The following is a 26,341-nucleotide window of genomic DNA, read 5'->3' on the forward strand; positions in this document are numbered from 1 at the left end:
TTGTTCGAATGTTGTTTGAATGAATTCATTTGGAGGCGGCGAATTGGAGTCGGAACTGGATAGCAAGTCCTTGATCGAGGTGCGCGTTGAAACCGCCGCCACCCCTGCGGCCGAACTGGTGCTCCGCCAGGATGGCGACCAGTGGGTGGGGGAATGGCAGGGGGGGCGTTTGCGCGTCCGGCGTCCGGCTGTTCTGGCCGAGCGCGACGGACTGGTGTGCATCGTGCGTGGCAGTCCGCGTAGCGTGGCGGGAGGGGATGCCCGTTCAGCAGAGCACTGGCTGGGCCTCTTCGCCAGCCGGGGCAGTGAGGCCATCGCGGATATCCGGGGGCGCTTCGCGATCGCCTTGATCGATACCCGCCGCAATGTGGTCACCTTGTTCAACGACCGTTTCGATACCGAACCGTGGTGCTACGCGGAGGAGAAGGGCGCCCTGGCTTTGTCGGACCGGGCCAATGGCGTTCCTGTCCGCAGCCGTACGGTGAGCACCCAGGCGATCTTCAATTATCTCTATTTCCACGTCATTCCGTCGCCGGATACCGTCTTCAACGAGGTCCGGCGCCTTCTCCCCGCCTCACGGTTGGACTGGAAGGGCGGGGCACTGCAGCTTGCGCGCTACTGGACACCGCGTTTCGACGAGCATCCCGGCCTGAGCCTCGAACAGGCCAAGGGGCGTTTCCTGGACATCGTGCAGGCATCCGTCGAGCGGGAATACACAGGTGATGGCACGGGCGCCTTCCTGTCCGGCGGAACCGATAGCTCCTCTGTTTCCGGCATGCTCTGCCGCATCAGCGGCAAGCCGGCCAAGACCTATTCCATGGGCTTCGACGCCCAGGGCTACGACGAGATGGAATATGCGCGCATCGCGGCGCGCCATTTCAAGACCGATCACCACGAGTATTACGTCACCCCCGACGATCTGCTCGATGGCATTCCGAAGGTGGCGTGTTCCTACGACCAGCCCTTCGGCAATTCCTCCGCCGTGCCCGCGTGGATCTGCGCGACCCGGGCCCGCGAGGATGGGGTCACCAAGCTGCTGGCCGGCGATGGCGGTGACGAACTATTCGGTGGCAATTCCCGCTACGCGACGCAGCGCATCTTCGGCTGGTACAACACCATCCCGTCGCTCTTGCGTGCGGCGGTCGTCGAACCCATTTCCGCGCTGCCGGGGATGAAGCGGATTCCTTTGGTACGCAAGGGCGTGAGCTACGTCGAACAGGCGTCCATTCCGATGCCCGATCGACTCGAGATCTACAATCTGCTGATCCGCCTCGGGATGGACAAGGTGTTTACGCCGGATTTCCTCAAAGGGATCGATGTGCATGGGCCCGGCCAGTTGCAGCGAGCTACCTGGAACGAGGTCGAAGGGGCCAGCCTGGTGAATCACATGCTCGCCTTCGACTGGAAATACACCCTGGCCGACAACGATCTGCCCAAGGTCGTCGGAACGACCCGCCTGGCAGGGCTGGATGTGGGTTTCCCGCTACTGAGTGACGAGCTGCTCGACTTTTCCCTGACCTTGCCGACGGAGTGGAAGCTCAAGGGGCTCAAGCTGCGCTGGATGTTCAAGGAGGCGCTGCGCGGTTTCCTGCCCGACGAGATCATCACCAAGAAGAAGCACGGCTTCGGCCTGCCCTTTGGCGTCTGGGCGATCAAGCATCCGGGCCTGCGCAAGCTCGCCACCGATGCGCTGGAGTCCTTCGCCGCCCGCGGCGTCATGTCCCCGGCATTCCTGCGGGAGGTGCTCGAGAAGCGTCTGCCGGAGCATCCGGGCTATTACGGCGAAATGGTGTGGATCGTCATGGTCCTGGAGTTCTGGCTGCAGGCCCATGCGCCGCAGTGGCGCTTCGACGGCGTTTGATCGGGCGTCAGGCTTACCGGCCGGGAATGCCGGCCGGTGATAGCCGGAGTTCGCCTGCCAGCCTGATGTGGGGCCGCATCAGGCGCTGCGCAGTTCGGCGTGGAGGGCGGTGAATTCCTGGGCCAGCTTGTGCTTCGGGTCCAGATGGATCATCGGCTTGGCCTGCTCGTGGCTTTCACGGATCTTGATCGAGCTGGACAGGTAGGTCTTGAAGATCGGCAGGCCTTCGTCGATCAGTTCCTGCACCAGCTTCTGGGGCAGACTGGCGCGGGGCTGGAACTGGTTGACGACGATGCCTTCCACTTCGAGACCGCGGTTGTGATCGGCCCTGATCTCCTGCACGTTCTCCAGTAGCGAATAGAGCGCCCGCCGGGAGAAGTCGTCGCAGTCGAAGGGGATCAGGCACAGCTGCGTCGCGATCAGCGCCGAGCGGGTGTAGAAGTTGAGCGCTGGCGGGGTGTCGATGAACACCGCGTCGAAGTCGTCGGCCAGCTCGTCAAGGGCGTCGCGCAGCTTGAAGATCTTGTAGCGGGATTCGAGCTTGCTTTGCAGTTCCTCCAGCATCGGGTGCGACGGCAGGATGGACAGCTTGTCGAAGGGCGTCGGGTGAACGAACTCGGCGGTCTTCTTGGGGCTGAACTTGAAGGACAGGGTCTGCTCGAACAGGCCGGCGAGGGTGTCATCCGCGTTGTCGGAGGCGTCGCCGAGCAGGTAGTGGGTGGAGTTGCCCTGCGGGTCCAGGTCCACGACCAGCGTGCGCAGGCCTTGCTGGGCGCTGATCGCCGCCAGGTTGCAGGTGATGGTGGACTTGCCTACGCCACCTTTCTGATTGAACACCACGCGTCGCATCTTCGTTCCTCTGTTTGTCTGTCCGTGCATTTTCAGGCGGGTGCGATTGTGCCACGCAATCGGGGGGAGTCCGTATTTACCGAAGGTGCGTAATCGCGCTTGCTCGGTTAAAATCCCGGCAAACAAGACGTAGCGGGTATGCCACCTCCCGGCATGCCAGCTCCAGTCGAGCTTCCGGCGATCCCGGCGCCCGGCTGTCATATATAAGACTCGTGCCCGATCCGGGCTCCACATATTTCAGACTTCCGGCACATATCGCTTTCGCTGCCGCCGTTGCCGACCTGATTTCGGTTTCGGGGACGGAAGCGATATACCCGTATTGAGAGAAGAGAGAACATGGATAAGGATTTCATTGCCGCCGCCCTCGAGTACCACCGCGCACCGACCCGCGGCAAGATCGCAGTGGTGCCCACCAAGGGCCTGACCAACCAGCGCGATTTGGCGCTGGCTTATTCGCCCGGCGTGGCGGCTGCCTGTGATGCGATCGTGGCCGATCCGGCCGACGCGCAGGAATACACCTCCCGGGGCAACCTGGTGGCGGTGATCACCAACGGTACCGCGGTGCTGGGCCTCGGCAATATCGGCCCGCTGGCCGCCAAGCCGGTGATGGAAGGCAAGGGCTGTCTGTTCAAGAAGTTCGCCAACATCGATGTTTTCGACATCGAGCTGGCCGAAAACGACCCGGACAAGCTGATCGACATGATCGCGGCCCTCGAGCCGACGCTTGGTGGCGTGAACCTGGAGGACATCAAGGCGCCGGAGTGTTTCTACATCGAGCAGAAGTTGCGCGAGCGGATGAACATCCCGGTCTTCCACGATGATCAGCACGGCACCGCGATCATTTCCGCCGCGGCCATGCTCAACGGCCTGAAGGTGGTCGGCAAGAAGATCGACGAGGTCAAGGTGGTGTGTTCTGGCGCCGGCGCCGCAGCCATCGCCTGTCTGGACCTGTGGTGCGGCCTCGGCATCAAGCGCGAGAACGTCTACGTCTGTGACTCGAAGGGCGTGATCTACGTCGGCCGCGACGAGAAAATGGAAGCCAATAAGGCCCGCTACGCGCAGAACACCGAATACCGTACGCTGGCCGACGCGATGGTCGGCGCCGACGTGTTCCTGGGCCTGTCCACGGCCGGCGTGCTGAAGCAGGACATGGTCAAGACCATGGCCGCCACGCCGCTGATCTTCGCGCTGGCCAACCCGACCCCGGAAATCCTGCCGGAGCTGGCCAAGGAAGTCCGTCCCGACGCGATCATCGCCACTGGCCGTTCGGACTACCCGAACCAGGTCAATAACGTGCTGTGCTTCCCCTTCATCTTCCGTGGTGCGCTGGATGCCGGCGCCACCAAGATCAACGAAGAGATGAAGCTGGCCTGCGTGAAGGCCATCGCCGAGCTGGCCGAGGCCGAGCAGTCCGACGTGGTGGCTCAGGCTTACGGTGGTGCCGACCTCAACTTCGGCCCGAACTACCTGATTCCGAAGCCCTTCGATCCGCGCCTGATCGTCAAGATCGCGCCGGCTGTGGCCCAGGCCGCCATCGACTCTGGCGTGGCGACCCGCCAGATCGACATGGACGCCTACGTCCAGAGCCTCAACGAGTTCGTGTACCAGTCCGGCATCATCATGAAGCCGGTGTTCACCACTGCCAAGGCGGTTCCCGTCGAGCAGAAGCGCGTGCTCTACGCGGAAGGAGAGAGCGAGCGCGTGCTGCGCGCGGTGCGTGCCGTGGTCGACGAACACCTGGCCCGTCCTATCCTCATCGGCCGTCCGGCGGTCATCGACATGCGCATCGAGAAGTTCGGCCTCAACCTGCAGGCCGGCCGTGACTTCGACGTGGTGAACGTCGAATCCGACCCGCGCTACCGCGAGCTGTGGCAGGAGTATTACCGCCTGATGGGCCGCGACGGCGTGACGCCGGATTCCGCCCGCGAGGCCCTGCGCAGCGACTCCACGCTGATCGGCTGCATGCTGCTGCGCCGTGGCGACGCCGATGCGCTGGTGTGCGGCACCACCGGTTCCTACGACCACCACTACCGCCACGTGGAAAATCTGATCGGCCTGAAGCCGGGCGCCAAGCTGTTCGCTGCGATGAACATGCTGCTGCTGCCCAAGCGCATTCTGGCGATTGCCGACACCTACGTGAACGAACTGCCGAGCGCCGAGGACATTTCCGAGATCTCCCTGATGGCGGCCGAGGAGATGAAGCGCTTCGGCATCGAGCCGAAGGTGGCCCTGCTGTCCCACTCCAACTTCGGCAGCGCCCGCAGTACCTCGTCCCTCAAGATGCGCGCGGCCCGCGACATCCTGCGCGACAAGGCGCCGGAATTGCAGTGCGACGGCGAGATGCACGGCGACTCCGCACTGTCCGCCGAGATCCGCGACCGCCTGCACCCGGACTCCACCCTCACCGGTGAAGCCAACCTGCTGGTGATGCCCAACCTGGATGCTGCCAACATCGCCTTCAACCTGCTGAAGGTGGCTCATGGCGAGGGCGTGTCGGTTGGCCCGATCCTTCTCGGTGCGGCCCGTGCGGTGCACATCCTGACCCCGTCGGCCTCCGTGCGCCGCCTGGTCAACATGACGGCCCTGGCCGTCGTGGATGCCCTCGAGCAGCGCGCCGAAAAGTCGGTCTGAGTCAGCGCCGCCGTTGCGGCGGGGGCGGTTCCGCCTCTCCGCAACGCCAGGGATGGATGCATGAACGCCCCTACTGTGGCTTGCCACGTAGGGGCGAATTCATTCGTCCTCCGGGATCACGATGCTTATGCGCCTCCGGTACAATTCAGTTACAACTGATGCCTGTGCGAGGTGCAGCATGTCCCATCTGATCCGTTTCGAGCGTACCGGCGGCCCCGAGGTTCTGCAGTGGGTAGAGGTCGATGTGCCGCCGCCCGCAGCGGGCGAGGTGCAGGTCCGCCATCATGCGGTCGGCCTCAATTACATCGATACCTATCACCGCTCCGGCCTTTATCCGCTGCCGCTGCCGTCCGGTCTGGGGCAGGAGGCAGCCGGCGTCGTCGAGGCGGTCGGGGAGGGCGTCACCGAATTCCAGACGGGAGACCGGGTTGCGTATGCGGGCGGTCCGCTCGGGGCCTACGCGGAGCTTCGCAACATCGAGGCCCCTCATCTCGTGAAGCTGCCTGACAGCCTGTCCTTCGAGCAGGGGGCGGCGATGATGCTGCAAGGCCTCACCGCCCAGTATCTGCTGCGCCGCACCTACCGGGTCCAGCCCGGCGAGACCATCCTGATCCATGCCGCGGCTGGCGGTGTCGGCCTGATCGTCTGCCAGTGGGCAAAGGCCCTCGGTGCAACGGTGATCGGCACTGTCAGTTCGGACGAGAAGGCCGAGCTGGCCAGTCGACACGGTTGCGACCACGTCATCGTGTCTACACGCGAAAAGGTTTCCGAGCGTGTGCGGGTGCTGACCGGCGGTGCTGGCGTCCATGTGGTGTACGACTCGATTGGCAAGGACACCTTTCTGGACTCCCTGGCCTGCCTGCGACCCCTGGGCATGATGGTGAGCTTCGGCAACGCCTCCGGCCCGGTCGAGCCCTTCGATCCCGGACTGTTGGCCAGGATGGGGTCCCTGTTCCTGACCCGGCCGACGCTGTTCACCTATACGGCCCGCCGTGAAGACCTGCTGGCGATGGCGGACGAACTGTTCGGTATCGTGGCGTCGGGCCAGGTCCGTATCAACATCAACCAGCGTTATCCGTTGTGCGATGCAGCCACGGCCCACCGTGAGCTGGAGGCGCGACGGACGACGGGCTCCACCGTTCTGATTCCGTGAACATGACAGTTTTCTTCTTCCGTGCCGGGCTCGTCGTCGTGAGTCTGCTGGCATCTGGGCCCGCCGTCCTTGCCGCTCCTCCTGCGCCAGTCGTAGTGCTGACGCCGGTGCAGATGGCTTACCTGCAGGCGGAGACCCGCCGTATCGACGAGACTTTCATCCAGAAGTTGATGACGATTTCAGGGGCGAGCCGTGAGCAGGTGATACGTGCAATTCCCGCCAAGGGGCGGCTTACGGAGCGCATGGCACGGATCTACAGCTCGTTGGAGTATGTCCTGAAAGTTCAGCTGACTCCGGAGCAGAAGGCGCTTATGTTTGCTGCCGACGAGGAGCGCAAGCAGGCTCTGAAGGACCTGCCGGCCTTGGCGGCCACCAAGTGAAGGAGCGCTCATCCACTGGGTGTAGTCTGCTGCAGGGGGCTGGGTTTCCGCCGGTGGAGGTTGGTTGGTCGGGAGATGTGGCGGATCCGGGCGTTCAGAACAGTTCCATGCTGCCGCTCGGTTGCTCGCGGAGGGCGATGAGTCCATCGGCCAGCAAGGTTTCGTAGCAGGCCGTCCGGTTGCGGCCGTTTTCCTTGGCAAAGTAGAGTGCTTCGTCTGCCCGCCCGACGATTTCCGGGATGGTGTCCTGGGAGCGAATGTAGGTATAGCCCATGCTGATGGTGACCTGTCCGACCTGAGGAAACGGATAGTGCTCGACCGTTTCACGCAGCCGTTCGAGGGCCTGAGCGACCTCGCTTTCGTTGCTGGCTCTCAGTACGACGACAAACTCTTCGCCGCCGAAGCGGAACAGACGATCCTGGTGACGGAAGCTGTCCCGCATCAGGCGGGCCAGCAGCAGGAGTACCTCGTCTCCGTACAAGTGGCCGAACTGGTCGTTGATGCGCTTGAAGTGGTCCACGTCCAGCACTGCCAGCCAGTGGGTGCCGTCGTCCTGTTGACGCAGCCGCATCGGGCTGTCATTCATCGAGGCGGCACGCTGAACGGCCAGCGCATTGAGGATTTTTCCCAGGTTTTCGTCGAAGGTCTTGCGGTTGAGCAGGCCGGTAAGCGTGTCCCGCTCACTGTAGTCCAGCAGGCTCATGTAGTTGCGGTACAACCCGAGAAAGCCCTCCGCCGTGCCGAGATTCTCCTCGCTGAGCTGGGTGTTGCAGACTACTTCCAGTACGCCCAGTACCCGACGTTCGGCCAGGATGGGGAAACAGTGCAGGTATTGGCCCGTGACTTCCAGGTGGCGAAGCACGATGTGGTTCTGTTCGACGCAGGCTGCCATTTCCGGCCGTTGGGAAACCGGCATCGTCTCCGCGACGTCGTCGAGTGCTTCCTGAACATAGTGCACGCCTTCGGGGGCCACGTGTACGACCTGAGTCAGGAAGTTGTCGTTGCCATGCTCGGTGACTTTGTAGAGATTGACCTCCAGCGCTTTGACCAGTTCGAACAGGGCCGATGCGACGCCCAACTCCAGCAAGGTACGGTCGCGATGTTGTGTGATGGATTCGACGTGTTTGAGAACGTGGATCATGGGTATCCAGAGCCAACCAGCTTGAGTCGGCATATTAGCGCAGAGCCCCGGATTGGGTGATTGCAGCGATACCCAAACGAGGAATCTGTCGCGGATGAGCGCCATGTCCCGGCCTCGGCGGACGAGGCGACCGGCTTGCGTATAATCGGCGGCACCGTTCTGCCAAGCCATTGTCGCGCCTTGAATTACGATAATTTCATCGACCTGCTGTTTGTACGGGTGCCGCGTGCGACCGTCACATATGCCCTGGTGGCGGTCAACATCCTGGTTTTTGTCGGGCTGGCGGCGGTGTCCATGAGTCCGCTGCACATTCCTTCCGAACTGTTGATCCGCGTCGGCGGTAATTTTGCGCTGCGGACCCAGGATGGCGAGAGCTGGCGTTTGCTGACGGCCCTGTTCCTGCATGGCGGACTGCTCCACGTTGGGCTCAACATGTTCGCCCTTTACCAAGCCGGGCAGGTCGTTGAGCGGCTGTTCGGGCGGGCCGGGTTCATGGTGGTGTATCTGGGGGCGGGCCTGCTCGGCAATGTGGCCAGCTTGTGGTGGCGGCAGGGCGCGGTGAGCATCGGTGCATCGGGCGCAATCTTCGGGGTGTATGGCGCGCTGCTGGCCTACCTGACGGTCCAGCGGGGCTCGGTGCCGGTCGAGGTGTTCCGCGAGATGCGTTCGGGGACGCTTGGGTTTCTCGGCTATTCCCTGTTCGCCGGCTTTGCCATTGCGGGTATCGACAATGCAGCGCACCTGGGGGGATTGCTCGGTGGCCTGATTCTGGGGGCGGCACTGGCTGAGCCGGTGTTTTCCCAGTTGCCGGTCCGCTGGTTGACTTGGCGCGCGCTGGCGGGGGGGGGGGCCGTCGTGCTCATCGGGGTAGGCATGTGGCGTGCGACTCCTGATGTCGCCCATGAACGGGAGGTGGATACGCTGTATCAGCAGACCGTTCAGCGCTTTGCCATCGAAGAGCAGGACCTGCAACGGGAGCAGACTCAGCTTCTGGAGGCCGTGCGGGCTCACCGGATGACCGAGGTGGCGGCGCTAGAGGTCCTTGAACGGGAGTTGATTCCCCGTTGGGACCGGCAGGTACTGCAACTGTCGTGGCGCATGGCGCCTCCCCCCCGCGAATGGCAACGGAATGAGCTGATCCAGTACGCGACGGCCCGGCGCGATGCGCTGAAGGCCTTGCTCCAGGCGCTACAGACCCGAGACGCTGAATGGATCGAGCGTTCGCGCAATCTGCAGCAGGAGGCTGATTCAATTCTGTTGCAGATGCGTCTGCGCAAGTCGGTGGAAGAGCCGGGGCAGTAAAGCCGGATGGAGACCCATGAGCATGGACCTGCTTGAAAATCTTCTGCTGATCGGCGTGCTGGTGGCGATCAGCGCCTTCTTTGCGGTGTCCGAGATTTCCATTGCGGCCTCGCGTCCGGCGCGCCTGTCGGTGCTGGCAGAAGAGGGCCATGCCGCCGCCGCCCGCGTGCTGGCCTTGCAGGCCCAGCCAGGGCCTTTCTTCACGCTGGTGCAGATTGGCCTCAATGCAGTGGCGATCATGGGGGGCATCGTCGGCGAAGGGGTGTTCTCCCCGTGGCTGACGACGGTGCTGACCCCATTGCTGCCGGACGCCTATCTGGAAACCGTCGCTTTTGCGCTGTCCTTCACGGGGGTGACGTCCCTGTTCATCCTGTTCGCCGACCTGATGCCCAAGCGACTCGGTATGGCTTCGCCGGAGCGGTTGGCCATGACCGTGTCGGGGCCGATGAGCCTGCTGATCCGCTGGCTGCGGCCTTTGCTGTGGTTCTATAACTCGGCGGCGGACCTGCTGTTCCGCCTGCTGGGCGTGCCGACGACGCGCAACGAGACGGTGACGCCGGATGAGATCATCGCTGTGGTGCAGGCCGGTGCTGACGCCGGCGTGCTTGCCGAGCAGGAACATGCGCTGATCGAGAACGTGTTCGGCCTGGACGCACGCAGTGCGCCGTCGGCGATGACGACCCGTGACAGCGTGGTCTTCTTCACGCTACAGGAGAGCGAGGAGAGCATCCGCCAGAAGATCACGAGCCGGCCGTTCAACCGTTTCCCCGTTTGCGACGGTGACATCGACCACGTGGTTGGCTACGTGGATGCCAAGGATTTGCTCAACCGCGTGCTGGCCGGCCAGTCCCTGTCGATGAAGGCCGACGCGCCGATCAACCCGCTGCTGGCACTGCCTGATACGCTGACGCTGGCCGAGGTGCTGGAACGTCTGCGCGAGGCCCGCGAGGATTTTGCTGTGGTCATCAACGAGTACGCGCTGGTGGTTGGCGTGATTACCCTTAACGACATCATCCGCGCGCTGGTCGGCGACGACGTGGACCAGGTGCAGGAGGAGCAGATCCTGCGCCGGGACGAGCACTCCTGGCTGGTGGATGGGGCAACGGCTGCCAGCGACGTGATGCGCGTGCTCGACATCGACGATGAGGACGGCAGCGAGCACTACGAGACCATCGCCGGCTTCATGATGTACCACCTGCGCAAGATCCCGCGCCGTACCGACCGTGTGGACTTTGCAGGTTACCGCTTCGAGGTGCTTGACGTGGACAACCACCGCATTGACCAACTGCTGGTCAGCCGTCTGGGAGCTGACGGAGAAATCTCGGCCAAGGAGTGATCCCGCTCCCGTCGGACGGGTAAAATCGCGGGATGCCTGAGACTCACTCCCCCCGCTTCATCCACCTGCGCCTCCATACCGAGTATTCGATCTCCGACGGGATCGTGCAGGTGGACCACGCCATTGCCCGCGCCGTCGCCGACGGCATGCCGGCGCTGGGCATTTCCGACCTCGCCAACCTGTTTGGCATGGTCAAGTTCTACAAGGGCGCCCGCGGCAAGGGCATCAAGCCGGTATGCGGCGTGGATGCCTGGATCGCCAACGACGTGGACCGGGACAAGCCCAGCCGCGTGCTGCTGATCTGCAAGAACCGCAAGGGCTACGGCCAGCTGTGCGAGCTGCTGACCCTGGCCTACATGGAAAACAAGTACCGCGGCCGCGCCGAGATCCGCCGCGAATGGCTGACCGCCGAAAGCGCCAGCGACTTGCTGTGCCTGTCCGGCGCGAAGGATGGCGACGTCGGCCATGCTCTGGCCAACGGCAACACCCGCCTTGCCGAACAGCTGGCCGCCGACTGGGCGCGCCGCTTCCCCGGCGGCTTCTACATCGAGATCCAGCGCGCTGGCCATCCGGGTACCGAGACCTACATACGCGAGGCCCTGCAGATCGCCTCCAGCCTCGACCTGCCGGTGGTCGCCACGCACCCCATCCAGTTCACCAAGCCCGAGGACTTCAAGGCCCACGAGGCGCGGGTGTGCATCTCCCAAGGCAACGTGCTGGCCGACAAGCGGCGCCCACGGGACTTCACCGAGCAGCAGTACTTCAAGACCCAGGCGGAGATGTGCGAGCTCTTCGCCGACATCCCCGAGGCCCTAGAGAACAGCATCGAGATCGCCCGGCGCTGCTCACTTACGATCCAGCTCGGCAAGAACTTCCTGCCCCTGTTCCCGACGCCAGAGGGCATGACCCTCGACGACTACCTGATCGCCGAGGCCAAGGCGGGCCTGGAGGTGCGTCTGGGCGAGTTGTACCCGGACGAGGCCGTCCGCGAATCCCAGCGCCAGCGCTACGAGGAACGCCTGAAGTTCGAGACCGACACCATCGTGCAGATGGGCTTCCCAGGCTACTTCCTGATCGTGGCGGACTTCATCAACTGGGCCAAGCAGAACGGCGTGCCGGTCGGCCCAGGGCGGGGGTCCGGCGCGGGCTCGCTAGTGGCTTACAGCCTGCGCATCACCGACCTGGACCCGCTCGAATACGCGCTGCTGTTCGAGCGCTTCCTGAACCCGGAACGTGTGTCGATGCCCGACTTCGACATCGACTTCTGCCAGGATAACCGCTACCGCGTCATCGAATACGTGCGCGAGCGCTACGGAAAGGACGCGGTGAGCCAGATCGCCACCTTCGGCACGATGGCCTCCAAGGCCGTGGTGCGCGACGTGGGCCGTGTGCTCGACCTGCCTTACGGCCTGTGCGACCGCCTGTCCAAGCTGATCCCGGTGGTGCAGAACAAGCCCCTGTCGCTGGCGGATGCCCGCGAGCAGGAGCCGCAGATCAACGAGCTAATGGCCGATGGCAACGACGGTGAGTCGATCCAGGAGCTGTGGAGCCTCGCCGAGCCGCTCGAAGGTCTGACCCGCGGCGTCGGCATGCACGCCGGCGGCGTGCTGATCGCTCCCGGCAAGCTGACCGACTTCTGCCCGCTGTACATTGCCGACGGTGAGGACGCCACTCCGGTGTCCCAGTTCGACAAGGACGACGTGGAAGGCGTCGGCCTCGTGAAGTTCGACTTCCTTGGCCTGCGCAACCTCACCATCATCGAGCTGGCGCTGGACTACGTGGCGCGCCTGACCGGCAAGCGGCTCGACCTGATGAGCCTGGGTTTCGAAGACCAGGCCGCCTACCAGATCCTCCGCGACGCCAACACCACCGCGATCTTCCAGGTGGAATCGGACGGGATGAAGAAGCTGCTCAAAAAGCTGGCGCCCGACCGTTTCGAAGACATCATCGCCGTGCTGGCCCTCTACCGTCCGGGCCCGCTGGGCTCCGGCATGGTGGACGACTTCATCCTGCGGAAAAAAGGCCAGCAGGAGATCGACTATTTCCACCCGGACCTGAAAGCCTGCCTGGAACCCACCTACGGGGTGATCGTGTATCAGGAACAGGTGATGCAGATCTCCCAGATCATCGGCGGCTACACCCTCGGTGGCGCAGACATGCTGCGCCGTGCGATGGGCAAGAAGAAGCCCGAGGAGATGGCCAAGCACCGGGAGACGATTGCCGACGGCGCCAAGAAGCTGGGCTACGACCCGGCGCTGGCCGAGCAGCTTTTCGACTTGATGACCAAGTTTGCCGAGTACGGCTTCAACAAGTCGCACACGGCCGCCTACGCGGTGGTCACCTACCACACCGCCTGGCTCAAGGCCTACCACTGCGCGGCCTTCATGGCCGCCACCATGTCGGCCGACCTGGACAACACCGATACGATCAAGATCTTCTACGAAGACACGATCGCCAACCACATCACCGTGCTGCCGCCGGACGTGAACGCGTCCGACTACCGCTTCGTACCCACCGACTCCAAGACTATCCGGTATGGCCTGGGGGCGGTGAAGGGCGTCGGCGAACCGGCGGTGCGGGCAATCCTGGCGGCCCGCGAGTCCGGCGGCCCGTTCAAGGACCTGTTCGACTTCACCTGCCGCGTGGACAAGCGCATGGCCAACCGCCGTGTCATCGAGGCGCTGATCCGCGCAGGCGCCTTCGACACCATCGCGCCGACCCAGCCAGTGGATCGCCACACGCTGCTGGCCAGCGTCGGCATCGCCATGGAGGCAGCCGAGCAGATCGCCGCCAATGCGCTGCAGAGCGGGCTCTTCGACGTGCCCGGCGAGGCCGCTGCGCCGATGGTGGATTACGTCAAGGTGCGGCCGTGGGGCGAGCGGGAGAAGCTGAAGGAAGAGAAGCTGGCGATCGGCTTCTTCCTGTCCGGCCATCCGTTCAACGCCTTCAAGGAAGAGGTGCGGCGATTCGTGCGGCGCCCGCTGTCCCAGGTCGAGCCGAGCAAGGAGCTGATCACGATGGCCGGCGTGGTGATGGAGGTGCGTGCCAAGATGACCGCCCGCGGCAAGATCGCCTTCGTGCTGCTCGACGACGGCACCACGCCGCGGGAGGTGTCGGTGTTCTCCGAGGTCTTCGACAACAACCGCCAGCGCATCGTCGTGGATGAGGTGCTGGTGGTCGAGGCCAAGGTCAGCAACGACGACTTCTCGGGTGGCCTGCGCATCGTTGCCGACAAGCTGCTTACGCTCGGCGAGGCCCGTGGCCGTTTTGCCAAGGCGCTGCAACTCCGGCTCAATGGCGAGGTCGGCGAAGCCGGCGGGGCGGTGGCCGCCGCGGAACGCCTGGCCAGCCTGCTGCAACCGTTCCGCGAAGGGGAATGCCCGATCCGTGTGCGCTACCGCAATGCCAACGCCGAAGGCGACGTGCCCTTCGGGCCGGGCTGGCGGGTGCGCCCGGACGACAGCCTGCTGGAGAGCCTGCGCGACTGGCTGCCGCCGGAGGCCGTCGAAGTGCTGTACAGCTGACAGGCATGGGCATCCACTTCTTCGATGTAGCCCTGCTCGACGGGCTGGTGGCGCAGGCGCGTACGGTGCCGCGCCGCCGTGCCCACCACAACCTGCACACCGATCTGGGCGCGCCGGCCCAGCGCCTGCTGGTGGCGATGGAGCCGGATTCCTATGTGCGCCCCCATTGCCATCTGGATCCCGACAAGGCGGAAACCCTGATCCTGCTGCGCGGCAGCCTGGGCGTGCTGACTTTCGATGCCGGCGGTGCCGTTACAGATACGCAGGTCATCCGGGCCTGTGGCGCGCTTCCGGGCTGTGACGTGCCGCCCGGTGTGTGGCATGCCATCGTGGCGCTGGAGAGCGGGACGGTCTTTGCCGAAGCCAAGGCGGGGCCCTATGTGCCGCTGAGCGACGCCGAATGGGGGCGCTGGGCGCCAGCGGAGACAGAGCCCGCCGCCACGGCCTACCTGTCGGCGATGACCGGGTTGTTCAATCTGTCGTGAACGGTGCCGCCGGCAGCGTGCCGATGTGCAGCAGGCCGGTGATGGCATCGGCCGGCAGGGGTGGGCTGAACAGGTAACCCTGCGCCGCGGTGCAGCCTTCCTGGCGGAGGAACTCCATCTGCTCCGGCGTCTCGGTGCCCTCGGCGATCACTTCCAGGCGCAGGTTGCGGCCGAGCTGGATGATGGTCCGCACGAGCACCGCATCGTCCGGGTCCTCGTTCAGATCGCGCACGAAGCTCTGATCGATCTTCAGGCGGTCCACCGGAAAGCGTTTCAGGTAGGCCAAGCTGGAATAGCCGGTGCCGAAGTCATCGATGGACATGCGGATGCCCAGACCCTTCAGGCGCGCCAGTATGTCCTCGACGGCGCTACCGGACTGCATCAACAGGGATTCGGTGAGTTCCAGCTCCAGCCACTGGCCGTCCAGTCCACTGGCGTCGAGTACGTCGCGGACAGTGGCGACGATGTCTTCGCGACGGAACTGCAGCGCCGACAGGTTGACGGCCACCGGCATGGGCGGGAAGCCGGCATCCTGCCAGCGGCGTGCCTGGCGGCAGGCTTCGTGCAGCACCCAGCGGCCGATCGGGACGATCAGGCCGCACTCCTCGGCCAGCGGGATGAAGCGGGTCGGTGGCACGCCGCCCAGCGCGCCGCTGAACCAGCGCAGCAGGGCCTCCATGCCAATAATGCGGCCCGTCGCGAGGTCCACCTGGGGCTGGTAATAGAGCTGAAATTCGTTGTTCTCAAGGGCGCGCCGTAGGGCGTTTTCCAGGTGCAGGCGTTCCAGCGCATTGACGTTCATCACCTCGTCGAAGAAGCGATAGGTGTTCCGTCCGTTTTCTTTGGCGTGATACATCGCCGTGTCGGCGTTCTTCATCAGGCTCTCGACGTTGATGCCGTCTTCCGGATAAAGGGCGATGCCGATGGAGAACGAGGTGCCGAGCTGCTGGGTGTCGATCTCGAAGGGCTCGCGCAGGCGGTCGAGGATCTTCTCGGCGACGCGGGCGGCGTCGGCCGGGACCTCCACGTCGGTGAGGACGATCAGGAACTCGTCGCCGCCCTGGCGGCTGACAGTGTCGGTCTCGCGGACGCAGGCCGACAAGCGCAGGGCGACGCCTTGCAGCAACTGATCTCCCATCATGTGGCCGAGGGAGTCGTTGATGGTCTTGAAGCGGTCCAGGTCGAGGAACAGCAGGGCGATCCGCTTCTGCCGCCGTACCGCGTTGGCAAGGGCCTGTTCGAGGCGATCGTGGAGTAGCGTTCGATTGGGGAGGCCGGTCAGCGCGTCGTGCTGTGCCAGGAAAGCAATGCGCGCCTCCGAGGCCTTGCGTTCGGTGATGTCGGAAAATACGGCCACGTAATGGCTGATCCGCCCGGCGTTGTCCCGCACGGCGCTGATCGACAGGGCCGACGGATAGAGCGTGCCGTTCTTGCGGCGGTCGTTGATTTCCCCCTGCCAGAAACCGTGCTCCTCAATCTCCGCCCACATGGCTTCGTAGAAGGCCGGATCGTGGTGGCCGGACTTGAGCAGTTTCGGCGTCTGGCCGATGGCTTCTTCAGCACTGTAGCCGGTTACTTCAGTGAAGGCCTTGTTGACCGACAGAATGTGCTGGCTGGCGTCAGTGACGATGATCGCCTCGACGCTGTTGCGGAACACCGTCCAGGCCAGACGGAGCTGTTCCTCGCTCTCCCGTCGAGCGGTGATGTCAGCGATGGTGGTGATGACGCCGCGTGGCGTGTCGCTGTCGTCCTCATAGAGCGGGACCGAATTGACCCACACCCAGCGCAGGCTGCCATCCCGCCGTTCCACGCCGAGGGGGCCGGCCTGGGCCTGCCCGCTGGCCAGTGCCCGCATGGAAGGGATCTGGGGGAGCTCGGCAGGTCCACCGTCCTCGTTGAGGTAACGCACCAGGCCGCTGTCCTGGTTGAGTTCCCAGGTTTGCATTTCCGCGGGGCTGAGGCCGAAGATCTTCTCTGCGCTGGTGTTGTGCAGCAGTACCTTGCCGTGGGCGTCGCGCAGGATCACCCCTTCACCCATTGAGGCGAGCAGGGTGCGCATGCTCTCTTCGCGCTCGCGTAGCTCAGCTTCGGTGTTGCGCCGGTCGGTGATGTCCAGGCCGGAGGCGATGTAGCCGTTGAATTCGCCGTTTCCGTCGAAGACCGGACGGCCCGTGTTGATGATCCAGCGGTAGTTACCGTCGTGGCGGCGCAGCCGGTACTCCATCTCGAAAGGCGTTTGTACCGCAAAGTGTTCGAGATAGGTGCCGATGCTGCGGTCGAAATCCTCTGGGTGGATCCCGATGGTCCAACCGTCGCCCAGCTCGTCTTCGAGCGTGCGGCCGGTGAAATCCAGCCAGGTCTGGTTGAAATAGCTGCATTTGGCATCGACGCCGGATCGCCAGATCAGGGTCGGAAAGCGCTCGAACAGGGCGGTCGAGAAATCGAGACTGCCGGCGTCTTCTGGAGTGGAAGGCAGGGCCACGGTAGGAGGAGACGTCTTGAAGTCGGGTGGGGGATGACGACTGGCACATTCTAACGCCATTTGTCGCCAGGCACGCCGCCGGCATGGCTCAGAGCGTGTCGGCGCGCATGAAGCCGAGGCTTTCGGGTGGTGAGGTGCTTTCCCATTCCACCTTGCTGACGCGGGCGGCCGGCGGGCCGCGCCGGGCCCATTCGGTGATCGTGTCGAGGGCCGCAGCCGGGCCGGCGATCAGGGCTTCGACAGTGCCGTCGCTGCGGTTGCGCACCCAGCCGGCAAGGCCTAGTTGCCGCGCCTGGGTGTGCAGCGCGTTGCGGTAGCCGACGCCCTGCACGATACCGTGGATGCGCAAGAGGCGGGCGATGGGGTCAGATGTTGTCTTCATCCATGAACCTCGGGAGGAGTTCCCTGGAGCGGGCGAGGGCACCGTACAGGTCGCTGCAGATATTGTTGGGGCCAACCTCGTCGGCGAAGCCGGAGCGCTCGATAAGCGAGCCGGGCTGTGTATTGAGGTTACACAGGATAAGCGCACAGCCCCGTTTGTGCAGGTTCTTGCACAGGCTCTCGAGGCCTTCCAGACCGGTGGTGTCGAGGCTGACCAGGTGCTGCATTTCGAGGATGACGATTTCCGGATGCCGCTCGCTCGGCGCCAGCAGGGTTTCCAGCTTGTGGATCGCGCCAAAGAACAGGGAACCGTACAGGGAATAGGCGACCACCCGCGGCGTGCCGTCCGGATAGAGGAACTGCGGCAGCATTGCCAGTTCGCCGAGGGGCCGGCGTTCGACGCGGGTCAGGTCCGACATGCGGTAGATGAAGGCCAGGCTGGCCAGCACCATGCCGAGCTCAACCGCCAGCGTCAGGTCGAAGACCACGGTGACGAAGAAGGTGCTGAGCAGGATGGCCCGGTAATTCAGCGAGAAGCGCCCCAGCCCGCGGAACTCGTGCCATTCGCCCATGTTGATCGACACCACGACGACGATCGCCGACAGGGTGGCCAGCGGAATGTGCTTGGCGAACGGGGCCAGCACCAGCACGACGGCCAGCAATACCAGCGCATGCACCATGCCGGCCACGGGGCTGCGGCCACCGGTGCGTACGTTGGTGGCGGTGCGGGCGATGGCGCCTGTGGCGGCGAAGCCGCCGAACAGCGGTGCGGCGATGTTGGCGATGCCTTGGGCGATCAGTTCCTGGTTGGGGTCGTGGCGGTCGTCGATGGAGCCATCCGCGACGCGTGCTGACAGCAGGGATTCGATGGCGCCGAGCAGGGCGATGGTCAGGGCCGGCGAGATCAGCTTGCCGAGGATGGGTAGCGACAGCTCGGGCAGTGCGAAGGCGGGCAGATCCTGCGGGATGCCGTTGAAGCGGCTACCGATGGTCTCCACCGGCAAGTGCAGCAGCGCGTTGGCAACGGTCGCGACGACCAGTACGCCCAGCGGGCCAGGCATGCGGGCCAGCAGCGTGAAGCGTTTGGCCAGCCGGTTCCATGACAGCAGCACGACGAGCGAGGTGATCGACAGGGCGACGGTCGGGATATCGATGGTGTGCAGGTTGGCCGCCAACGCTTCCACCTTGCCGAAGAACTCGCCGGGCATGTGCTCGACGCGCAGGCCGAGGAAGTCCTTGATCTGGGCGAGGAAGATCACCACCGCGATGCCGTTGGTGAAGCCGATCACCACCGTCTTGGGAATGAAGCGGATCAGGTTGCCGAGGCGGAACGCGCCCATCGCAACGAGGATTGCGCCGGCCAGCATCGTGGCGACGAGCAGGTTCTGCACGCCGTAGTCGGCGACGATGCCGTAGATGATCGGGATGAAGGCGCCGGTCGGCCCGCCGATCTGCACGCGGGAACCACCGAGGGCGGAGATCAGGAAGCCGGCGACGATGGCCGTCCAGATGCCGGCGGTGGGGGACATGCCCGAGGCGATGGCGAAGGCCATCGCAAGGGGCAGGGCGAGGACGCCGACCGTCAGGCCGGCGGACGCATCGCGGCTGAATTGGGTGCCGTCATAACCCGGCAGGGTGTCGAGAAGCTTGGGGTGAAACGCAATCTTGGCCATGGGGCCTCCGCAAAAGAAGGAATATCGGGTGTGCGCCGGCTGGCGCGGCTTGCGGAGGGGTGAGACCGGGCCCGGTGCGATGTTGGACGAACCATCGTTTGCGGGCGGTCATGGGCATGGTTGTGGTTTCCTTCGGTCTAGCGGAAAAAGTGCTTGTCGTTGGCGGCCTGTTTGCCACGGGACGCGGCGGCGTGCATGACCTCCACCAGCATCTTCACCGCCGCCACGAAGACGGCAACGATGCCGCCGCCCACGCAGATCCAGGCTTGCAGGCTGTTGGCGGGAAAGCCTGGCAGCAGCGACGCGCGGTCTTCCATGAGGTAGGCCGCGCCCAGTGCGAGGACCAGTACGCCGATCATGTCGATGGCCGCCCAGGCCCAGAAGGCCGGGGTCAGGCGGGGCAGGGGCGAGGCGCTCATTTGACGCGCATGCCCGGAGTGGCGCCGCTGTCCGGCGACAGGATGAAGAGGCCCGGGACTTCGCCGTTGCTGTCGGAGGCCGCAAGCACCATGCCTTCGGACAGGCCGAACTTCATCTTGCGCGGGGCCAGATTGGCGACCATCACGGTCAGCCGGCCGACCAGCGTGGCCGGATCGTAGGCGCTCTTGATGCCAGCGAAGACCTGGCGCGGGCGCTCCTCGCCAATGTCGAGCTGGAGGCGCAGCAGCTTGGCGGCGCCTTCGACGTGCTCGGCGGAGACGATTTTGGCGATGCGCAGGTCCACCTTGCCGAAATCGTCGATGGAGATGAAGGGCTCGGTTTCCGCGGCCTGCTCGGCTTCGGTGGCGGCCACGTGGGCCTGGTGCTGGGCGTGGCGCTGCTCGGAATGGGCGTCCTTGCCGTTTTTCGTGGCTTTGGAGGGCTTGGCATCGGCCACGGCGGCGGGGGCCAGGGAGTCCCGGTTGGCTTCGAGGAGCGCGTCCACCTGCTTGCGCTCGATGCGGGTCATCAGGTGGCTGTAGACGCCGATGGCGTGGCCGGCGGGCAGGGGGGCCAGCAGGTTGTCCCAGCTCAGCGGTGCGATCGCCAGGAAGGCTTCGACCTGGGCCGCCAGCGTCGGCAGAACCGGCTTGAGCAGGCCGGTGAGGGCTTTGAAGATGTTGATGGCGGTGGTGCACACGACGTGCAGGCGGGCTTCCTGGCCTTCCTGCTTGGCCAGCTCCCAGGGCTTGTTGTCGTTGACGTAGCTATTGGCCAGGTCGGCGAACTCCATGATCTTGCGCAGTGCGCGGCTGAAGTCGCGGGTCTCGTAGGCGGCAGTGATCTCGGTCAGGTTCCAGTCGAGGGCGGCGGCGCTGTCATGGGCGCCGAGCTTGCCGTCGAAGCGCTTGGCGATGAAGCCGGCGCAGCGGCTGGCGATGTTGACGAACTTGCCGACCAGATCGGAATTGACCTTGGCGATCATGTCGTCGAGGTTGAGGTCCACGTCTTCCATGGTGCCGTTGGACTTGCCGGCGAAGTAGTAGCGCAGCCACTCCGGGTTGAGCTTCTGCTCAGTGTAGGAGCGGGCGGTGATGAAGGTGCCGCGGCTCTTGCTCATCTTAGCGCCGTCCACGGTCAGGAAGCCGTTGACGCACAGCTGGGTCGGCGTGCGGTAGCCGGCGAAGTGCAGCATTGCGGGCCAGAACAGCGCGTGGAAGTACAGGATATCCTTGCCGATGAAGTGGATCAGTTCGGTGCCCGTGGCGGCGGCGGGGCCGGCCTCTGTGTAGTCGGCGACGTCGATGTCCTTGCGGCGGGTGGCCAGGTTGCGGAAGCTGGCGAAGTAGCCGATAGGTGCGTCCAGCCACACGTAGAAATACTTGCCGGGGGCGCCGGGGATCTCGAAGCCGAAGTAGGGCGCGTCGCGGGAGATGTCCCAGTCGGACAGCTTGTTCTCGCCGGCCTCACCGAGCCATTCCTTCATCTTGTTGGCGGCTTCGGCCTGCAGGCGGCGCTCGCCGTCGGGCGTGACGCCCTGGGTCCATTCGCGCAGGAACTCGACGGCGCGCGGGTCGGACAGGCGGAAGAAGTAGTGCTCGGAGGTCTTCAGCACCGGCTTGGCGCCGGACACCGCGGAGTACGGGTTCTTCAGTTCGGTCGGGGCGTAGGCGGCGCCGCAGGCCTCACAGTTGTCGCCGTACTGGTCGGCTGCGCCACACTTGGGGCACTCGCCCTTGATGAAGCGGTCGGGCAGGAACATTTCCTTGACCGGGTCGTAGAACTGCTCGATGGCGCGGGTGTCGATGAGCTTGGCCTGGTCGCGCAGACGGGTGTAGATGTCCTCGGCGTACCAGCGGTTCTCGCCGCTGTGGGTGGAGTGGTAGTTGTCGAACTCGACGCTGAAATCGCGGAAGTCGCGGGAGTGTTCGCCATGCACGCGGTCGATCAGTTGCTCGGGCGTCAGGCCTTCCTTTTCGGCGCGCAGCATGACCGGCGTGCCATGGGTGTCGTCCGCGCAGACATAGTGCACCAGGTTGCCGCGCATGCGCTGGTAGCGCACCCAGATGTCGGCCTGGATGTAGCCGACCAGGTGACCGAGGTGGATGTCGCCGTTGGCGTAGGGCAGAGCGTTGGTGACGAGGATCTTGCGCGGGGGGGTCATGGATGGGCCTGATGCACGATTGTTCTGAATCCGGCATTCTAGCAAAGCGATTCCGCCCTCGCGGAGCCTGCCCGTTTTGGTAAACTGGACAAAATTACTCGGGTTTATCCCGCCCCGTGTGACGTTCACCATGTTTTCATTTTTCCGCCGCTCGCCGGCCCCCGATACCATGAGCCTTACCGACCAGAGTGTCCTCGACTGCCTGAAGCAGTTCGTCGATCCCAATACCGGCAAGGACTACGTCTCCTCCCGCCTGGTGAAGAACCTGCGCGTGAGCGGTGCCGACGTGTCCTTCGACATCGAGCTGGGCTACCCGGCGCAGACCCAGATCGACGCGATCCGCCAGGCGCTGATCGCCCAGGTCAAGATCCTGCCCGGCGTTGGCAACGTGAGTGCCAACGTACATAGCAAGATCGTCGCCCACGCGGTACAGCAGGGCGTCAAGCTGCTGCCCGGCGTGAAGAACATCATCGCCGTGGCGTCCGGCAAGGGCGGCGTCGGCAAGAGCACCACCGCGGTCAACCTGGCCCTCGCGCTGGCGGCCGAAGGCGCCCGCGTCGGCATGCTGGATGCCGACATCTACGGTCCGTCCCAGCCGCAGATGCTGGGTATCGGCGGCCAGCGCCCCGATTCCCTTGACGGCAAGACCATGCAGCCGCTGCACGCCCATGGCCTGCAGGTGATGTCCATCGGCTTCCTGGTGGACGTGGAAACGCCGATGGTGTGGCGCGGCCCGATGGCCACCGGGGCGCTGCAGCAGTTGCTGAAGGAGACCAACTGGGACGAACTGGACTATCTGGTCATCGACATGCCGCCGGGCACCGGCGACATCCAGCTGACCCTGTCCCAGACCGTGCCGGTGACCGGCGCGGTGATCGTCACCACGCCGCAGGACATCGCGCTGCTGGACGCCCGCAAGGGGCTCAAGATGTTCGAGAAGGTTGGCGTACCGATCATCGGCATCGTCGAGAACATGAGCATCCACATCTGCTCCAACTGCGGTCACGAGGAGCATATCTTCGGCACCGGTGGTGGTCAGGCCATGTGCGCCGACTACGGCGTGCCTTTCCTCGGGGCGCTACCCCTTGACATCCAGATCCGCCAGGAAGTGGACAGCGGTGTGCCGACGGTGGTCGCCGATCCGGACGGCCGCGTGGCGGAGATCTACAAGGGCATCGCCCGCAAGGTGGCGATCAGCATCGCCGAACGGGCCAAGGACATGAGTCACAAGTTCCCCAGCATCGTGGTGCAGAACACGTGAGCGCCCTGACTCGGAGTCTGGCGGCCGGCCTTCTGGCGACCGCTTGCATGGGCCTGGGCGGCTGTGTGGTGGGCACCGTCGTCGGTACGGCGGTGGACGTCGGCGTTGAAGTCGTGAAGGTGCCGTTCAAGGTCGGCAAGGGGATCTACGACGTAGTCAAGGACGACCCGGATGAGGAAAAGAAGAAGTAATTTGCGGCATTGCATCAACGCCTGCAATTGACGTCTCTACGGCGGGCCTCTGCATGTAGAATGCGCGTTTTTGTGCAGGGGCCCTCGCGTGAGCATCAAATCGGACAAGTGGATTCGCCGCATGGCGGAAGGCGATGCGCGCATGATCGAACCGTTTGCCCCCGAACTGGTGCGCCAGAATGAGGGCGGCAAGATCGTGTCCTACGGGACATCGAGCTACGGCTACGACGTGCGCGTCGCCAACGAATTCAAGATCTTCACCAACATCAACTCCACGATCGTCGATCCGAAGAACTTCGACGAGCGCAACTTCGTGGATTTCACCGGCGATGTGTGCATCATTCCGCCGAACTCCTTCGCGCTGGCACGCACCGTTGAGTACTTCCGCATCCCGCGTAGCGTGCTGACCGTGTGCCTGGGCAAGTCCACCTATGCGCGCTGTGGGATCATCGTCAACGTGACGCCGCTCGAGCCCGAGTGGGAAGGCCACGTGACACTGGAGTTCTCCAACACCACGCCGCTGCCGGCCAAGATCTACGCCAATGAAGGCGTCGCCCAGATGCTGTTCTTCGAATCGGACGAGATCTGCGCCACGTCCTACAAGGACCGCGGCGGCAAGTATCTCGGCCAGACCGGCGTGACGCTGCCGAAGATCTGAAATATTTCTGTTGTAACGTCGTGGACATCGGGCGGACTATGCGCAGGCACGCAAGTCCGCCCAACGCTTTTTGTTGATCCGCCCGGGCCGAAAATCGGGCATCGAGGAGTCAAGCATGCGCTTCAATTTTCCGGTCATCGTCATCGACGAGGACTTCCGTTCGGAAAACACGTCCGGGCTGGGTATCCGGGCCCTGGCGGAAGCCATCGAGAAGGAAGGCCCGCACGTGCTGGGGGTGACCAGCTACGGTGACGTGGCGTCCTTCGCCCAGCAGCAGAGCCGTGGGTCGGCCTTCATCCTGTCCATCGACGATGAGGAATTCTCGTCTCCAGAAGCCACCGAAAAGGCGATTGCCGATCTGCGCGCCTTCGTTGAGGAAATCCGTTTCCGCAATGCGGATATTCCGATCTTCCTGTACGGCGAAACCCGGACCTCCCGCCACATCCCGAACGATGTGCTGCGCGAACTGCATGGCTTCATCCACATGTTCGAGGACACGCCGGAGTTCGTCGCCCGCCACATCGTGCGGGAGGCCCGTGCCTACCTGGATTCCCTGCCGCCGCCATTTTTTCGCGCGCTGACCCATTATGCGGCCGATGGCTCGTACTCCTGGCATTGCCCCGGCCACTCCGGCGGGGTCGCCTTCCTGAAGAGCCCGGTGGGCCAGATGTTCCATCAGTTCTTCGGCGAGAACATGCTGCGCGCTGACGTCTGCAACGCAGTGGACGAACTCGGCCAGCTGCTCGACCACACCGGCCCGGTGGCGGCTTCCGAGCGGAATGCGGCACGGATCTTCCACGCCGATCATCTGTACTTCGTCACCAACGGTACGTCCACCTCCAACAAGATGGTGTGGCACTCCACGGTGGCGCCGGACGACATCGTGGTGGTGGACCGCAACTGCCACAAGTCGATCCTCCACTCGATCATCATGACCGGGGCGATCCCGGTGTTCCTGACGCCGACCCGCAACCACTTCGGCATCATCGGGCCGATCCCGCTGGACGAGTTCAAGCTCGACAACATCCGCCGCAAGATCGAGGCCAATCCCTTTGCCCGCGCTGTGAAGGACAAGAAGCCGCGCATCCTGACGATCACCCAGTCCACCTACGACGGCATCCTCTACAACGTGGAGACCATCAAGGAGATGCTGGACGGCGAGATCGATACCCTGCACTTCGACGAGGCCTGGCTGCCCCACGCGGCCTTCCATGACTTCTACGGCGACTACCACGCGATGGGTGCCGACCGCCCGCGCTGCAGCGAGTCGATGGTGTTCTCGACCCAGTCCACCCACAAGCTGCTGGCCGGCCTGTCCCAGGCCTCGCAGATCCTCGTGCAGGATTCCCAGACCCGCAGGCTGGACCGGGACATCTTCAACGAGGCTTACCTGATGCACTCGTCCACGTCGCCGCAGTACTCCATCATCGCGTCCTGCGACGTGGCGGCGGCGATGATGGAGGCCCCGGGCGGTACCGCGCTGGTTGAGGAGTCCCTGGCCGAAGCCCTCGACTTCCGCCGCGCGATGCGCAAGGTGGACGAGGAGTGGGGCGTCGACTGGTGGTTCAAGGTGTGGGGCCCCGACGACCTCGCCGACGAAGGTGTGGGCGATCGTGAAGAATGGATGCTGCGCGACTCCGAGCGCTGGCACGGTTTCGGCAACATCGCGGCGGGCTTCAACATGCTCGACCCGATCAAGGCCACCATTATTACCCCGGGCCTCGACGTGGACGGCGATTTCGCCGACGACTTCGGCATCCCTGCGGCGATCGTCACCAAGTACCTGGCCGAGCACGGCGTCATCGTCGAGAAGACTGGCTTGTACTCGTTCTTCATCATGTTCACCATCGGCATCACCAAGGGCCGCTGGAACACGCTGCTGACCGCGCTGCAGCAATTCAAGGACGACTACGACAAGAACCAGCCCCTGTGGCGCGTGCTGCCCGAGTTTATCGCCAAGCACCCGCGCTACGAGCGCATCGGCCTGCACGACCTGTGCCAGCAGATCCACGACATCTACAAGCAGAACGACGTGGCCCGCCTGACCACCGAGATGTACCTGTCGGATATGGTTCCGGCGATGAAGCCGGCCGACGCCTTCGCCAAGATGGCGCACCGGGAAATCGAGCGGGTGCCCATCGACGAACTGGAAGGCCGCGTCACCAGCGTGCTGCTGACCCCGTATCCGCCGGGCATCCCGCTGTTGATTCCGGGAGAACGTTTCAACAAGACCGTGGTCCAGTACCTGCGCTTCGCGCGGGAGTTCAACGACCGCTTCCCGGGCTTCGAGACCGACGTCCATGGCCTCGTGAAGGAAGAGCGCGACGGGCGCATCCATTACTACGTGGATTGCGTGCGCGGCTGAGTCCTGCCGAGCCTCAAATAAAAAAACGCCGCGGCTGAAACCGCGGCGTTTTTTATTGTGGAGCAGGCTGTTGCGCCTTGCCCG

Annotated in this window: 19 protein-coding genes; 12 read left to right on the plus strand and 7 right to left on the minus strand. The window is 64.2% G+C overall.

The genetic code is table 11. From position 1 onward, the window contains the following. The first annotated feature begins 19 nt into the window (after nt 1-19). Complete coding sequence (locus tag AC1PPK_RS10815; protein ID WP_481117825.1) at nt 20-1,861, plus strand: asparagine synthetase B family protein; 1,842 nt, start codon at nt 20-22, stop codon at nt 1,859-1,861. A gap of 78 nt (nt 1,862-1,939) precedes the next feature. Here the strand turns inward: AC1PPK_RS10815 and AC1PPK_RS10820 are convergent, their stop codons facing one another. Next, on the minus strand, nt 1,940-2,710 hold the full coding sequence (locus AC1PPK_RS10820; RefSeq protein WP_481117826.1) for a ParA family protein: 771 nt from the start codon (nt 2,708-2,710) through the stop codon (nt 1,940-1,942). Between the two features lie 336 nt (nt 2,711-3,046). Between AC1PPK_RS10820 and AC1PPK_RS10825 the strand changes: the two genes are divergently transcribed. The 3 genes from AC1PPK_RS10825 to AC1PPK_RS10835 all read left to right on the plus strand — a co-directional run bounded on the left by AC1PPK_RS10825 (nt 3,047) and on the right by AC1PPK_RS10835 (nt 6,874). After that, the gene (locus AC1PPK_RS10825; RefSeq protein WP_481117827.1) at nt 3,047-5,341 is read left to right on the plus strand and encodes an NADP-dependent malic enzyme; all 2,295 of its coding nucleotides are present in this window, start codon (nt 3,047-3,049) and stop codon (nt 5,339-5,341) included. 178 nt (nt 5,342-5,519) lie between these two features. Beyond that, nucleotides 5,520-6,494, plus strand: coding sequence for a quinone oxidoreductase family protein (locus tag AC1PPK_RS10830; protein WP_481117828.1), 975 nt, complete (start codon nt 5,520-5,522; stop codon nt 6,492-6,494). Nucleotides 6,495-6,496: 2 nt separating this feature from the next. After that, on the plus strand, nt 6,497-6,874 hold the full coding sequence (locus tag AC1PPK_RS10835; RefSeq protein ID WP_481117829.1) for a hypothetical protein: 378 nt from the start codon (nt 6,497-6,499) through the stop codon (nt 6,872-6,874). 94 nt (nt 6,875-6,968) lie between these two features. Here AC1PPK_RS10835 and AC1PPK_RS10840 read toward each other — a convergent pair whose 3' ends face one another. Continuing rightward, the gene (locus AC1PPK_RS10840) at nt 6,969-8,015 is read right to left on the minus strand and encodes a GGDEF domain-containing protein (protein WP_481117830.1); all 1,047 of its coding nucleotides are present in this window, start codon (nt 8,013-8,015) and stop codon (nt 6,969-6,971) included. Between the two features lie 180 nt (nt 8,016-8,195). Here AC1PPK_RS10840 and AC1PPK_RS10845 point away from each other — a divergent pair, with 180 nt between their 5' ends. The 4 genes from AC1PPK_RS10845 to AC1PPK_RS10860 are packed head-to-tail and all read left to right on the plus strand — an operon-like array spanning nt 8,196 to nt 14,662. Next, nucleotides 8,196-9,317, plus strand: a complete 1,122-nt coding sequence (locus tag AC1PPK_RS10845; protein WP_481117831.1) for a rhomboid family intramembrane serine protease — start codon at nt 8,196-8,198, stop codon at nt 9,315-9,317. A 16-nt stretch (nt 9,318-9,333) separates the two neighbouring features. After that, nucleotides 9,334-10,653, plus strand: coding sequence for a polyamine export protein PaeA (gene paeA, locus AC1PPK_RS10850; protein ID WP_481117832.1), 1,320 nt, complete (start codon nt 9,334-9,336; stop codon nt 10,651-10,653). 32 nt (nt 10,654-10,685) lie between these two features. Further along, on the plus strand, nt 10,686-14,177 hold the full coding sequence (gene dnaE, locus AC1PPK_RS10855; RefSeq protein ID WP_481117833.1) for a DNA polymerase III subunit alpha: 3,492 nt from the start codon (nt 10,686-10,688) through the stop codon (nt 14,175-14,177). Nucleotides 14,178-14,182: 5 nt separating this feature from the next. Next, nucleotides 14,183-14,662 carry a WbuC family cupin fold metalloprotein gene (locus tag AC1PPK_RS10860; RefSeq protein ID WP_481117834.1) on the plus strand — a complete coding sequence of 160 codons (480 nt, stop codon included), beginning with the start codon at nt 14,183-14,185 and terminating at the stop codon, nt 14,660-14,662. Here AC1PPK_RS10860 and AC1PPK_RS10865 read toward each other — a convergent pair. From AC1PPK_RS10865 to metG, 5 genes are all read right to left on the minus strand, one after another. After that, a complete protein-coding gene (locus AC1PPK_RS10865) occupies nt 14,649-17,144 on the minus strand; it encodes a sensor domain-containing protein (RefSeq protein WP_481117835.1) in 2,496 nt (831 codons plus the stop codon). The genes AC1PPK_RS10860 and AC1PPK_RS10865 overlap by 14 nt on opposite strands. A gap of 88 nt (nt 17,145-17,232) precedes the next feature. Continuing rightward, nucleotides 17,233-17,526 carry an acylphosphatase gene (locus AC1PPK_RS10870; protein WP_481117836.1) on the minus strand — a complete coding sequence of 98 codons (294 nt, stop codon included), beginning with the start codon at nt 17,524-17,526 and terminating at the stop codon, nt 17,233-17,235. After that, nucleotides 17,510-19,198, minus strand: coding sequence for a SulP family inorganic anion transporter (locus tag AC1PPK_RS10875; RefSeq protein WP_481117837.1), 1,689 nt, complete (start codon nt 19,196-19,198; stop codon nt 17,510-17,512). The genes AC1PPK_RS10870 and AC1PPK_RS10875 overlap by 17 nt, the downstream gene beginning before the upstream one ends. A 137-nt stretch (nt 19,199-19,335) precedes the next feature. Then, a complete protein-coding gene (locus tag AC1PPK_RS10880; protein WP_481117838.1) occupies nt 19,336-19,617 on the minus strand; it encodes a hypothetical protein in 282 nt (93 codons plus the stop codon). Continuing rightward, the gene (metG, locus tag AC1PPK_RS10885) at nt 19,614-21,782 is read right to left on the minus strand and encodes a methionine--tRNA ligase (protein WP_481117839.1); all 2,169 of its coding nucleotides are present in this window, start codon (nt 21,780-21,782) and stop codon (nt 19,614-19,616) included. The genes AC1PPK_RS10880 and metG overlap by 4 nt, the downstream gene beginning before the upstream one ends. A gap of 169 nt (nt 21,783-21,951) precedes the next feature. Here metG and apbC point away from each other — a divergent pair, with 169 nt between their 5' ends. The 4 genes from apbC (at nt 21,952) to AC1PPK_RS10905 (ending at nt 26,257) form a co-directional block, all read left to right on the plus strand. After that, nucleotides 21,952-23,043, plus strand: coding sequence for an iron-sulfur cluster carrier protein ApbC (gene apbC, locus AC1PPK_RS10890; protein ID WP_481117840.1), 1,092 nt, complete (start codon nt 21,952-21,954; stop codon nt 23,041-23,043). Further along, entirely contained in the window at nt 23,040-23,234 is a 195-nt protein-coding gene (locus tag AC1PPK_RS10895; protein WP_481117841.1) for an NF038104 family lipoprotein, read from the plus strand. Before apbC ends, AC1PPK_RS10895 begins: the two co-directional genes overlap by 4 nt. 88 nt (nt 23,235-23,322) lie before the next feature. Further along, the gene (gene dcd, locus AC1PPK_RS10900; protein ID WP_079435687.1) at nt 23,323-23,892 is read left to right on the plus strand and encodes a dCTP deaminase; all 570 of its coding nucleotides are present in this window, start codon (nt 23,323-23,325) and stop codon (nt 23,890-23,892) included. Between the two features lie 115 nt (nt 23,893-24,007). Beyond that, entirely contained in the window at nt 24,008-26,257 is a 2,250-nt protein-coding gene (locus tag AC1PPK_RS10905; protein WP_481117842.1) for an Orn/Lys/Arg family decarboxylase, read from the plus strand. Nucleotides 26,258-26,341: the final 84 nt, after the last annotated feature.

This window comes from Zoogloea sp. JDB1, assembly GCF_056724025.1.

What these genes read in the sequence shown, in the direction of transcription:
- AC1PPK_RS10815 (WP_481117825.1), top strand. Translation starts at nt 20, where the DNA reads ATGAATTCATTTGGAGGCGGCGAATTGGAGTCGGAACTGGATAGCAAG.
- AC1PPK_RS10820 (WP_481117826.1), bottom strand. Translation starts at nt 2,710, where the DNA reads ATGCGACGCGTGGTGTTCAATCAGAAAGGTGGCGTAGGCAAGTCCACC.
- AC1PPK_RS10825 (WP_481117827.1), top strand. Translation starts at nt 3,047, where the DNA reads ATGGATAAGGATTTCATTGCCGCCGCCCTCGAGTACCACCGCGCACCG.
- AC1PPK_RS10830 (WP_481117828.1), top strand. Translation starts at nt 5,520, where the DNA reads ATGTCCCATCTGATCCGTTTCGAGCGTACCGGCGGCCCCGAGGTTCTG.
- AC1PPK_RS10835 (WP_481117829.1), top strand. Translation starts at nt 6,497, where the DNA reads ATGACAGTTTTCTTCTTCCGTGCCGGGCTCGTCGTCGTGAGTCTGCTG.
- AC1PPK_RS10840 (WP_481117830.1), bottom strand. Translation starts at nt 8,015, where the DNA reads ATGATCCACGTTCTCAAACACGTCGAATCCATCACACAACATCGCGAC.
- paeA (WP_481117832.1), top strand. Translation starts at nt 9,334, where the DNA reads ATGAGCATGGACCTGCTTGAAAATCTTCTGCTGATCGGCGTGCTGGTG.
- dnaE (WP_481117833.1), top strand. Translation starts at nt 10,686, where the DNA reads ATGCCTGAGACTCACTCCCCCCGCTTCATCCACCTGCGCCTCCATACC.
- AC1PPK_RS10860 (WP_481117834.1), top strand. Translation starts at nt 14,183, where the DNA reads ATGGGCATCCACTTCTTCGATGTAGCCCTGCTCGACGGGCTGGTGGCG.
- AC1PPK_RS10870 (WP_481117836.1), bottom strand. Translation starts at nt 17,526, where the DNA reads ATGAAGACAACATCTGACCCCATCGCCCGCCTCTTGCGCATCCACGGT.
- AC1PPK_RS10875 (WP_481117837.1), bottom strand. Translation starts at nt 19,198, where the DNA reads ATGGCCAAGATTGCGTTTCACCCCAAGCTTCTCGACACCCTGCCGGGT.
- AC1PPK_RS10880 (WP_481117838.1), bottom strand. Translation starts at nt 19,617, where the DNA reads ATGAGCGCCTCGCCCCTGCCCCGCCTGACCCCGGCCTTCTGGGCCTGG.
- metG (WP_481117839.1), bottom strand. Translation starts at nt 21,782, where the DNA reads ATGACCCCCCCGCGCAAGATCCTCGTCACCAACGCTCTGCCCTACGCC.
- apbC (WP_481117840.1), top strand. Translation starts at nt 21,952, where the DNA reads ATGAGCCTTACCGACCAGAGTGTCCTCGACTGCCTGAAGCAGTTCGTC.
- AC1PPK_RS10905 (WP_481117842.1), top strand. Translation starts at nt 24,008, where the DNA reads ATGCGCTTCAATTTTCCGGTCATCGTCATCGACGAGGACTTCCGTTCG.